Here is a 10813-nt window from a genome sequence, read left to right on the forward strand (position 1 = left end):
GGGCCCCGAGGGCCGCAACGGGCAGGCGAACCTGGGCTATGGTTACCGCGATGCTCCGCCGAACGCCGTTCATTTCCGTGCTCCTCGTCGTCCTCGGCTGCTCGGGTGAGGGCCTGCCTCCGGCGCCAGCGCCGACCACGAGCCTACCGCCCGCTTCGCCCCCGGCCGCGACGAGCGCCGCCGCGGAGACGCCGGCGCCGAAGGGCCCCGTCGCGCCGATCGCGAAGAAGGAGCCGCGCGTCACCGAGATCCACGGCGTCCAGCTCGTCGACGACTATGCGTGGCTGCGCAAGAAGGACACGCCCGAGGTGCTCGCGTACCTGCGCGCGGAGAACGCGTACACCGAGGCCATGACGGCCGCGCTTACGCCGACGAAGGAGCGCATCTACGGCGAGATGCTGGGCCGGCTGAAGGAGTCCGACGAGGAGGTCCCTTTCCGGGAGGGCGCGTATCTTTATTACACGCGCACCGAAAAAGGGAAACAATACCCCTTTTACTGCCGCAAGGCCGTGAAGGGCGGGGACAAGGCGCCCGAGGAGATCCTCATCGATCTGAACGAGATCGCGAAGACCGAGAAATTCGTGGGCCTCGGCCCGCTGGCTGTCTCCGAGGACGGCCATCTTCTCGCGTACGGCCTCGATACCACCGGCTTCCAGCAATTCGTGCTGCACGTGCGGGACCTCCGGACGGGCAAGGATCTCGCGGATAAGGTCGAGCGTGTCACGTCGGTCGTGTTCGCCAAGGATGGCAAGACGCTCTTGTATACGGTCGAGGATCCGGTCACGAAGCGCTCGCACAAGTTTTTTCGGCACAACCTCGGCGACGAGGCGGCCAAGGACGTGCTGCTCTACGAGGAGAAGGACGAGCGGTTCCGCCTGTTTTCGGAACGCTCCAGCAGCAAGAAGCTCATCTTCGTCCAGTCGAACAGCATGACGACGAGCGAGGTTCGTTTCCTGCCTGCGGACAAACCCCAGGCGCCGCTCACGCTCGTGGAGCCGCGGGAGCAGGACCACGAATACGAGGTGGATCATCACGGCGACGAGCTCGTGATCCGCACGAACAGCCCCGCGAAGCCGGGCGAAGCGAAATCGACGAATTTTCGGCTCGTGGTGGCGAAGGTCGCGTCCCCGGGGCGCGCCTCGTGGAAGGAGACGATCCCACACCGCAAGGACGTGATGATCGAGTCGATCCAGCTCTTCTCGACGTTCGCCGTCGCCTTCGAGCGGGAAGACGGCCTGCGCCAGATCCGGGTGCTCGACCCGAAGAAACTCGCGCTCGACGGATCCCACCGAATCACGCTGCCCGAGCCGATCTTCACGCTGCGGTCAGGGGAGAACCGTGAATTCGACGCGTCTTTTTATAGGTTCCGCTTCGAATCACCGACGACGCCCTCCACGGTGTACGACTACGAGCCGAAGAAACGCGCGCTCGTGCTGAAGAAGCGCACGGAGGTCCCGAATTACGACCCCAGCCGGTACGAATCGAAGCGGGTGCACGCGACGGCCAAGGACGGCACGAAGATCCCGGTCTCGCTGCTCTACAAGAAGGGGACGAACCCGGACGGGAAGAACCCGCTGTTCCTGTATGGGTACGGCTCGTACGGATTTCCCCTTTTCCCGACGTTCTCGGCCCCGACGTTCTCGCTCGTGGATCGCGGTGTGGTCTGCGCGATCGCGCATATCCGCGGCGGCGGCGAGCTCGGCGAGACCTGGCACGAGGCCGGGCGGATGAAGACCAAGATGAACACGTTCACCGATTTCGTGGACGTGACCGAGGGGCTCGTGCAAATGGGCTGGGCCGCGAAGGATCGCATCGCGATCCAGGGCGGGAGCGCGGGCGGGCTGCTCATGGGCGCGGTCCTGAACATGCGCCCGGACCTTTATCGCGCGGTGATCGCCGACGTGCCGTTCGTCGACGTGATCAACACGATGCTCGACGAATCCCTCCCGCTCACCGTGGAGGAATTCGAGGAGTGGGGCAATCCGAAGAAGAAGGACGAATTCGAGTACATCCTCCGCTACAGCCCCTATGAGAACGTCGCGAAGAAGGCGTACCCGTCGATCCTCGTGAACACGTCGTACAACGACAGCCAGGTGATGTACTGGGAGCCCGCGAAATGGGTGGCCAAGCTCCGCGCGATGAAGACGGACCAGAACCCGCTCCTCCTGCGCATTCACCTCGAGCCGGCCGGCCACAGGGGCCAATCCGGGCGTTACGAGCGGATGCAGGAGATGGCGTTCAAGTACGCGTGGATCCTCGACAGGCTCGGCGTGATGGACGGGAAGTAAGGGATCCGAAATCGTGGATGGGCCCGTCCCGGCGGGAGCCTCAGCCGCGGCGGGGCTGGGACCGCGCGGGCTTCCGATTCTTGCCGCGCTCCTGCATCGCCCACGCGATTCCGTCCTTCAGGCTGCGCACCGAGATCACGCCGTGCACCTCGATACCCATTGTGATCAGCGTCTGCGCGACGTGGGGCTGAATGCCGGTCAATACGGCCTTGGCGCCGAGGAGCTTGACCGCATGCGCCGTGCGCACGAGCGCCTCGGCGACCTGGGTGTCGACCGTCGTGATGCCTGTCACGTCGAGCAGGACCGTCTCGGCGGCCATTCGCACGACCCCTTCGAGCAACGTCTCCAGCACGAGCTGCGCGCGTTTCTCGTCGATACGCCCAACGAGCGGCATGGCGAGCACGTCGTCGGCGATGGGGATGAGCGGCGCCGAGAGCTCCCGGAGCGCCTGCTCCTGCGCGTGAATGAGCTCCGCGCGCAGCACCTCGTTCCTCTCCGCGTGCTCTTCGGCGCGCCGCCGATCGGTGACGTCAATCCCGACAGCCTGAAGCGCCGCAATGTTGCCCGCTTCGTCGAGGATGGCGCGATCGATCCAGTTGAGCCAGCGCACCTCGCCCCCGGGCGTCAGCACGCGGTGCTCGAGCTCGATGACCGGCTCCTTCGGCCCGAGCCGGGCGAGCACGTCGGCGATGAGGACCCGATCCTCCTCCGGGATGAGGGGTGTGAAATGGTGACCGACGAGCTCCTCGCGTGTCTTGCCGAAGAAGCGGCAATACGCGTCGTTGACGAAGGAGAGCGTGCTGTCCAGGTTGAACCTGCAGATGAGCTCGCGCTGGTCCTCCACGAGCGTGGCGTACATCTGCGTCTTCAGGCGCAGCTCTCGCTGGAGCTCCGCGTTGCGACGCTGGAGTTCCGCGACCTGTGCAGCGAGCGAATCCGTGTCCTGGTTCATCCCCTCGACCCGTTGAAACCGGTCGACGCTAAGGCACCCTGCCCGGTCGAGGCAAGCCCAGTGTGGGGGAAATTCCTGACAGGCAGGGAGGGGAAAGGATGTAGGGATCTAGGGAGGCGCGGAAGTTACGCCGTCACGAGACGCTCGACCTCGCCATAGGTGGCCGCGATGGCCTCGTCGAGCTTTCCGGCCTCAGGGCCGCCGGCCTGCGCCATGTCGGGCCGGCCACCGCCGCGCCCGCCCACGAGGGCGGCCACGTTTTTGATGACGTCGCCGGCCTTCACCCGGCTCGTCGCGGCCTTCGAGACCATGACCGCGAGCTGCGCCTTGCCCGCGTCCACCGCGCCGACGAGCACAAGGCTCGACTCGCCGAGTTTGTCCCGGAGTTTTTCCGCGATCTCGCGCAGCGCCGCCGCCTGCGTGCCGTCGGGCATGCGCCGGGCGAGGACCTTGATGCCCGAGATCTCGCGGGCCTCCGCGAGCATCGCGTCGATCCCGCCGCCGCCGCCGCCGCCGGGACCGCCGCCCTCGATGAGCCGGCGCTCGAGCTCGGCGACCTTCTTCTCGAGCTCCCGCTCGTGCGCGACGATCTTGCCGATCTTGTCCGCGAGGTCGCCGCCCTGCGCCTTCGCGACCTGGCGGGCCTTCTGGATGTCGTCTTCGAGGCCCCGCACGTAGCCGAGCGCGTTCTTGCCCGTCGCCGCGAAGACGCGCCGCACGCCCGCCGCGACGCCGCCCTCGCCCGTGATCTTGAACAGGCCGATGTCGCCGAGCGCGCGCGCGTGCGTGCCGCCGCAGAGCTCGATCGAGTCCTGGGTCATCGTCAGCATGCGGACGACGTCGCCGTACTTCTCCTCGAAGATCGCGACGGCGCCGCGCTTGCGGGCCTCGTCGACGGGCAGGACCTCCGTGAGCACCGGCGCGTTCTCCAGGACCTTGCCGTTCACGAGGTCCTCGATGCGCTCGATCTCGTCGCGCGTGAGGGGTTTGTTGTGCGCGAAGTCGAAGCGGAGCATGTCCGGGCCGACGCGTGAGCCCTTCTGCTGCGCGTGCTCGCCGAGCACCGTGCGCAGGGCCCAGTGGAGCAGGTGCGTCGCGGAGTGGTTGCGCCGCGTGGCCGAGCGCGCGGCGTGATCGACGGTGAGCGTGACCTTCTGGCCCACGCTGACCTCGCCCGCCTCGACCACGCCCTCGTGCACGACGAGCCCGGTGAGCGGGCGCTGCGTGTCCGTGACGCGGATGCGCAGGTCGCCGGCCGTGATCTCGCCGATGTCGCCGACCTGGCCGCCGCTCTCCGCGTAGAAGGGCGTCTCCTTCACGACGACCTCGACGTGCGCGCCCGCGCTGACTCGGTCCACGAGCGAGCGGGTGGGTTTGCCTTCGCCGTCTTTCGTTTCGACCGCGAGGATCGCGACGACCTCGCTCTCGCCCGCTTCGCGCTCGTAGCCGGTGAAGGTCACGGGCGAGCCAAGTTTTTCCCGCGCCTGCCGGTACGCAGGGTCGAGGGCGGCGGTCGGATCGATCGGCCCGTCGGCTTCGTCCGCGCCCTTGATGATCTTGTTGGCGCCCTCGATATCCACGTCATAGCCCTGCTCGCCGCAGATGACCTGCGTGAGATCCAGGGGGAAGCCGTACGTGGTGAAAAGATCCGCGGCCGCGGGCGCCACGAGGGTCTTGTCGCCCTTCCCGCGCATCTCCTCGAAGCGCTCGTCGAGGATCTTCATGCCGCGCTTCAATGTGGCGCGGAAGCGTACCTCCTCGTCCTCGGTGACGCGGGCGATGAGCTCGCGCCGATCGCGAAGCTCGGGGTAGACGTCACCCATGCGATCCACGACGAGCAGCGCGACCTCATGGAGGAAGGGCTTTTCGATGCCGAGCCGGTAACCGTGCCGGATCGCGCGGCGCATGACGCGGCGGAGCACGTACTCGCGCCGCTGCTTCTCGGGCATCACGCCCTCGGCCACGAGGAAGGCCGTGGTGCGGGCGTGGTCGGCGATGACGCGCATCGAGACGTCGTCGGGCGCGAGGCTCGCACCGTACTTCTTGCCGGCGATCTCGGCCGCGCGCTCGACGAGCGGGCGCAGGAGGTCGGTGTCGTAGTTCGACGTGACCCCTTGGAGCACGAACGAGATGCGCTCGAGGCCCATGCCCGTGTCGATGCTCGGCGCCGGGAGCGGCGTGACGGGCGCGTCCTTCTCCGCGCGGTCGTACTGCATGAAGACGAGGTTCCAGATCTCGGTCCAGCCGGAGCCGTCGAGCCGGGGCTCCTCGCCGAACCGCGAAAGGTCGACCTCGTCGCCAGTGAAGAAGTGGATCTCCGAGCAGGGGCCACACGGGCCGGTGTCGCCCATGCTCCAGAAGTTGTCCGCCATGCCGAGCCGGAGGATGCGATCGTCGCCGAAGCCCGTGACCTTGCGCCAGATCGCGGCCGCCTCCTCGTCCGCGGGGAAGTTGTTCTCGCCCTTGAACACGGTGACGACGAGCCGCTCCTTCGGGACGCCGTAGACCTTCGTGAGCAGCTCCCACGCGCTCGTGATGGCCTCTTCCTTGAAGTAGTCGCCGAAGCTGAAGTTGCCGAGCATCTCGAAGAACGTGTGGTGGCGCGCGGTGACGCCGACGTTCTCGAGGTCGTTGTGCTTGCCGCTGATGCGGATGCACTTCTGGCTGCTGGCGGCGCGCGTGTACGAGCGGCGGTCCTTGCCCGTGAAGACGTCCTTGAACGGCACCATCCCGGCGTTGACGAACATCAACGTGGGGTCGTTCTGCGGGACGATCGGCGCGCTCGGGACGACCTCGTGGCCGCGAGAGGCGAAGAAATCGAGGAAGGTGCGGCGGATCTGATGGCTCGAGGCGGACATGGCGCCCGCCCATCTACCATGTTTCGCGCCTCAGAACATGATCCCGAGGTACCAGCGGAGCGTCTGCGCCGTCTCGGTGTCGAGCGCCGGCGCGCTGCGGTTCTCCGGAGCGCTCTCGTAGCGGCTGGCCTCGCCGGGCAAGTAGTTGAAGCCGCCGAGGGGGAAGAGCACGCCGTACTGGAGCATCGTGTAGAAGCCGCCCATCTGATCGGGACGGTCGTTCAGCGTGCCGTCCTTCGCCTGGAAATAGAGCGAGAAGTCGAGCTCGACGCCGAGATCACGCTTGTTGCCGGGCGTCTGAATGAACTCGCTCGCGCGGCTCCAGATGAGCGCCGCGCTGCCGCCGAGGCGCTGTCCGTTCGGGTCGCGCGCGAAGTCGTACTGCACGGAGGGACGGAAGTAATACGCGCCCTGCACGCGGCTCATGATGTTGCGCCAGAGGATGAGGTCGACGCGGTAGTCCTGGTGGAACCGGCCCGTCGAGAACGTCCGATCGGCCGTGAGCTGCCGCTCGAGGCCGCCGCGCGGCGGCGCGAGGCCCTCGACGTCGGGATCACCCGAGGCCCAGCCGAAGCCGAGGTCGAGGCGGAGTTTGTCGTCGAGGGCGCGGAACTCGGACTGCGCCGCGACGATGAAGCTCCGCACGGTCCAGCCGGTGTCCTCGGCGTCGAGCGGGTTGGTCTCGACGGTGGTGCCGCCCGCGGTCTGGAGGTTGTCGATGGTGCCGTAGGTCATCGACGCCTCGGCCTCGAAGCGGAACTTCTTGTAGAGGAACTGGAACCAGAGGTCGGGCGTGAAGAACTGCGCGCCGCGGCGGGCGTAGCCGGTGCGGACGTTGTTCGAGGCCTGGCCGAACGTGGCGCTCGTCGCGGGATCCGTGGTGTCGTTCGCGAGGACCTGGTTGCGGTAGGCGAAGTAGAGGCCGCCGTTGATGACCGGCAGCCCCTTGGCGAGATCGAGCCGGGCGAGCTCGGGATCCCGCCTGCGCGCGGCCATGAACACGTACTGGCTCACGTCGTCGAGCTGGCCGAGATCGTAGGGCTGGCCCTGTTGCTCGCGGAGCGCGGCGCTCGTCGCCCCCTCGCTGATGAAGTCCCACGCGCCGGCGAAGTAGAGGTCGTACTTCTTGATGCCGGTCACGAACATGATCCGATCGACCGTGCTCTGGTAGTCGGAGTCGTAGCCGTTGCCCTCGTTGTTGAGGATGCCGAGGCCCCACTGGTTCGGCATGCGGCCGAAGCGGAGGAGGCCGACGGGCGTGACGTACTCGCCCCAGGCGCGCTTGACGATGATGCTGTCGACGGTGCTCGTTTGTCCTGCAACGGGCGCCCACGAGGTGGTCGCGAGCGCGCCGATCGGCGCGTAGCCACCGCGCTGGCCGACGGAGTAGCCGCCGGCTGCCGAGGGCGCGTTCCAGTACCCCTCAGGCGTCGAGCCGAGGACGAAGTTATCGAGGATGTCGATCTGCGAGAGGATCCGGAGGTTGTCGCTGATGTGCAGCTCCGGCGTGAGGCGGAAGCGCATGTTCGCGCCGGCCTGCGTGTGGTTCTCGCAAGGCGTGGTCCCCGTGGGATCGTCGCCGCAAAGGGTGACGGTCTGCACCTCGCCCGACATGGGGTAGTAGGCGTTGTCGGGCGGCTGCGGCCAGAGCGCGCGATCGGGCAGCTCTCGACGGCCGAGATCGAAGTGATGGAAGAGCTCGGCGCGCACGCGGAAGAGGCCGTGGATCTCCAGGCTTGGTCGCGCCTGTGACCACCAGTCCTCCGCGAAGACGTCGCTCGGCCGCACGCCCACGTCGCCCGTGGGCGGAGGACGATCGGCGCCCTGGCGCGTGAGCGCGCGCGCGTCGCGATCCGGATCCGGCGTGGCAGCGACGGGGGCGGCGGGCTTCTGCGCGGGCGCGGTCGCGGGCGGCGTCGCAGGCTGCGTCGCAGGCGGCGGCGTCGTGCCGTTCGGCGGCACGAGCGGCTCGTCCGCGGGCGCCGTCGTCGTGGTCTCCGCGGGCTTGGGCGGAGGCGGCGCCGCGGGCTGGGCGAGGGCGGACCCTGCCGCAGAGAGGCTGAAGGCGAGCGCCGCGAGCGACACTGCCGTTCTCGTTCCCGATCCGTACGAGGAGCCTAGGTACCGCGACGAAATTCGCATGGCGCGTTTGCTGCGTGTGTCGCGCCGGACGGGGCCCCGCCTTGGAATCCGCGTGCCGCGCGCTTTGGGTGTCGTAACGAGGTTCGTCTCGCCGTGCCCGCGCACGGATCGTCCGGGCGCTCGGGCAGGGGCGATGTCTCACGCCGAGCGGGTGTGGTCAACGTGGATCGATGTTGGCCGCCTGGCCAAGGGACAGGTTCCGAGGTCCCTCGGGGAAAACCTGGCCTCCGGGCCGTCCGCGTCGTGGACGGCCCCCTCCGCGCCGGGCTTTTCGGGCCGCCGAGACCGCCGCGCCGGCGCAGACCCGCCGCCAAGCGCGTCCAGTACGGCCAGAACGGCCCGAAATTTCAACCGAATCCAGGATCCCCGTTGCGGCGCTCTGGACGGTCTTCTATTCCTGCAATTCTCGTGTACCGCCGTTCCCAACGTGCCGGTTTGCCGTCCGCGCCAAGAGGGTTGATGAGAACGCGACTATCGCCAAGGCTGCTGACTCTTCTGGGACTTCTCTCCGTCTCGCTCGTTCCGACTGCCGCGCTGGCCCAGGAGAGCGCCGCGGGGGGCGCCAAGGAGGGAGAGTTCTCCGTCCAGCGGTTCGAACCCGTGCCGGGCTCGAAGAACTACCTCACGGTCGCGGGCGCGCGCATGGACGCCGCGATGGGCTTCACCGCGGGCCTGATGGTGAACTACGCGAACAAACCGTTCGTCGTGAAGAGCTGTAGGGCGCAGGCGGACTGCAGCTCCCCGAACGCGCAGATCCAGGACGTCGCGGTCATCAGCGACATGTTCACGGCCGACGTGCTCGCGTCGCTGACGCCGGTGCCGGCCGTGCAGATCGGCCTGCGCCTGCCCGTGATGTACGTGAGCGGCTCGGGCATCAACCTCGACACGGGCGGGCCCGATCCGAACGGCCTCAAGGCGTTCGGCATCGGCGACGCGACGCTCGAAGGCAAGTTCCGCTTCTACGGCGACCCGAAGAACAGCGCCGTGGTGCTCGGCGGCGCCGTGGACGTGTCGGCGCCGCTCGGGACGATCACGGCGCAGGACAAGTACATCGGGAACAGCACGCCGATCACGGCGGGCGGCCGGCTGATCTTCGACGGATCGTTCGGCGCGCTGTCGTTCGGCCTGAACCTGCGCGGCGTCTACCGCCCCGAGGCGCGGCTCGGCACGACGACGGTCGGTCCCTTCGAGTTCCGCTACGGCGCCGCGCTCGGCTACCGGGTGAGCCCGACGGTCCGCGTGATCGCCGAGGGCTTCGGCGGCACGAAGTTCAGCTCGCAGAACGGGACGAACTCGCTCGAGGTCGACGGCGCCCTCCAGATCACGCCGCTCAGCCTGCCGCTCGCCTTCACGGTCGGCGGCGGCGGCGGCGTCCTGCAAGGCGTGGGCGTGCCGCTCTTCCGCGCGCTCGGCGGCATCGCGTTCGTCGCGGAGGTCGGCGACGAGGACGGGGACGGCATCAACGACAAGGACGACAAGTGCCCGTCGATCGCCGAGGACATCGACGGCTTCGAGGACGACGACGGCTGCCTCGAAGACGACAACGACCAGGACAAGGTCCCCGACGTCAAGGACAAGTGCCCGCTCAAGCCGGAGACGATCAACGGCCTGAATGACGACGACGGCTGTCCCGACGAGCTGCCGGATCGCGACAAGGACGGCATCGGGGACGCGGACGACAAGTGCCCCGACGACTTCGGCAAGATGCGCGTGAAGGAGTTCTACGGCTGCCCGGACAAGGATCAGGACGGCGTCGCCGACAAGGCCGACGGCTGCCCGGATCAGCCGGAAGACACCGACGGCTTCGCCGACACCGACGGCTGCCCGGATCCGGACAACGACGGTGACAAGATCAACGACGATCTCGACGAGTGCATCGATCAGCCGGAGGTCTACAACGGCTTCAAGGACGAGGACGGCTGCCCGGACGAGTCGCCGGACTCGGACAAGGACGGCATCCCGGACGACAAGGACAAGTGCCCGAAGCAGCCGGAGAACCTGAACGGCTTCGAGGACACGGACGGTTGCCCGGACAAGGGCCCGTCGCTCGTCACGATCACGGAGGACGACATCAAGATCCTCCAGCGCGTCGAGTTCGGCACGAACAGCGACAAGATCCAGGGCGCGACGAGCTTCGCCGTGCTCAACGCGGTCGCGAGCGTGCTCGAGATCCACAAGGAGATCTTCCTCGTGGAGGTCGCGGGCCACACGGACAACGTGGGCAAGACGGAGGAGAACCGGGCGCTGTCGCAGAAGCGCGCGGATGCCGTGGTCAAGTACCTGATCGACAAGGGCGTCGACAAGACGCGGATCCAGGCGAAGGGCTACGGGCCCGACAAGCCGATCGCTGACAACAAGCAGTCCGCTGGCCGCCAGAAGAACCGCCGCGTCGAGTTCAACATCCTGAAGTCGGCGAAGAAGAGCCAGGCGGCCCCCCCGCCCTGAGCAGGTTCGAGGAGGAGCGGGGTGACGACGTCTTCACCTCGCTCCTCGCCCCTCCCTCGCGATCTCATCTCAAAAGGAACCAAATCCCGGCTCGGGTGTCCTGGTAGAGTCTTCTCGACAGGATCGGG

General features: G+C 67.7%; 5 protein-coding genes. 2 read left to right on the plus strand and 3 right to left on the minus strand.

Features of this window, described 5'->3' with window-relative positions; all coding sequences use genetic code 11:
• The first annotated feature begins 50 nt into the window (after positions 1-50).
• A complete protein-coding gene (locus POL67_RS12465; protein WP_271917503.1) occupies positions 51-2288 on the plus strand; it encodes a S9 family peptidase in 2238 nt (745 codons plus the stop codon).
• A gap of 40 nt (positions 2289-2328) precedes the next feature.
• On the opposite strand, the gene POL67_RS12470 is transcribed toward POL67_RS12465, so the two are convergent.
• From POL67_RS12470 to POL67_RS12480, 3 genes are all read right to left on the minus strand, one after another.
• Positions 2329-3240, minus strand: coding sequence for a PAS domain S-box protein (locus POL67_RS12470; protein WP_271917504.1), 912 nt, complete (start codon positions 3238-3240; stop codon positions 2329-2331).
• Positions 3241-3365: 125 nt separating this feature from the next.
• Positions 3366-6098 (minus strand): alanine--tRNA ligase, encoded by a 2733-nt coding sequence (gene alaS / locus POL67_RS12475; protein ID WP_271917505.1) that lies wholly within the window; start codon positions 6096-6098, stop codon positions 3366-3368.
• Between the two features lie 30 nt (positions 6099-6128).
• A complete protein-coding gene (locus tag POL67_RS12480) occupies positions 6129-8183 on the minus strand; it encodes a TIGR04551 family protein (protein ID WP_271917506.1) in 2055 nt (684 codons plus the stop codon).
• A 516-nt stretch (positions 8184-8699) separates the two neighbouring features.
• On the opposite strand from POL67_RS12480, the gene POL67_RS12485 reads away from it, so the two are divergent.
• The gene (locus tag POL67_RS12485; RefSeq protein ID WP_271917507.1) at positions 8700-10685 is read left to right on the plus strand and encodes an OmpA family protein; all 1986 of its coding nucleotides are present in this window, start codon (positions 8700-8702) and stop codon (positions 10683-10685) included.
• Positions 10686-10813 lie beyond the last annotated feature (128 nt).

Source organism: Polyangium mundeleinium (assembly GCF_028369105.1).
Lineage (GTDB): Bacteria > Myxococcota_A > Polyangia > Polyangiales > Polyangiaceae > Polyangium > Polyangium mundeleinium.

Excerpts from the sequence above, each read along its gene's own strand:
- POL67_RS12465 (WP_271917503.1), top strand. The coding sequence starts at position 51 with ATGCTCCGCCGAACGCCGTTCATTTCCGTGCTCCTCGTCGTCCTCGGC.
- POL67_RS12470 (WP_271917504.1), bottom strand. The coding sequence starts at position 3,240 with ATGAACCAGGACACGGATTCGCTCGCTGCACAGGTCGCGGAACTCCAG.
- alaS (WP_271917505.1), bottom strand. The coding sequence starts at position 6,098 with ATGTCCGCCTCGAGCCATCAGATCCGCCGCACCTTCCTCGATTTCTTC.
- POL67_RS12485 (WP_271917507.1), top strand. The coding sequence starts at position 8,700 with ATGAGAACGCGACTATCGCCAAGGCTGCTGACTCTTCTGGGACTTCTC.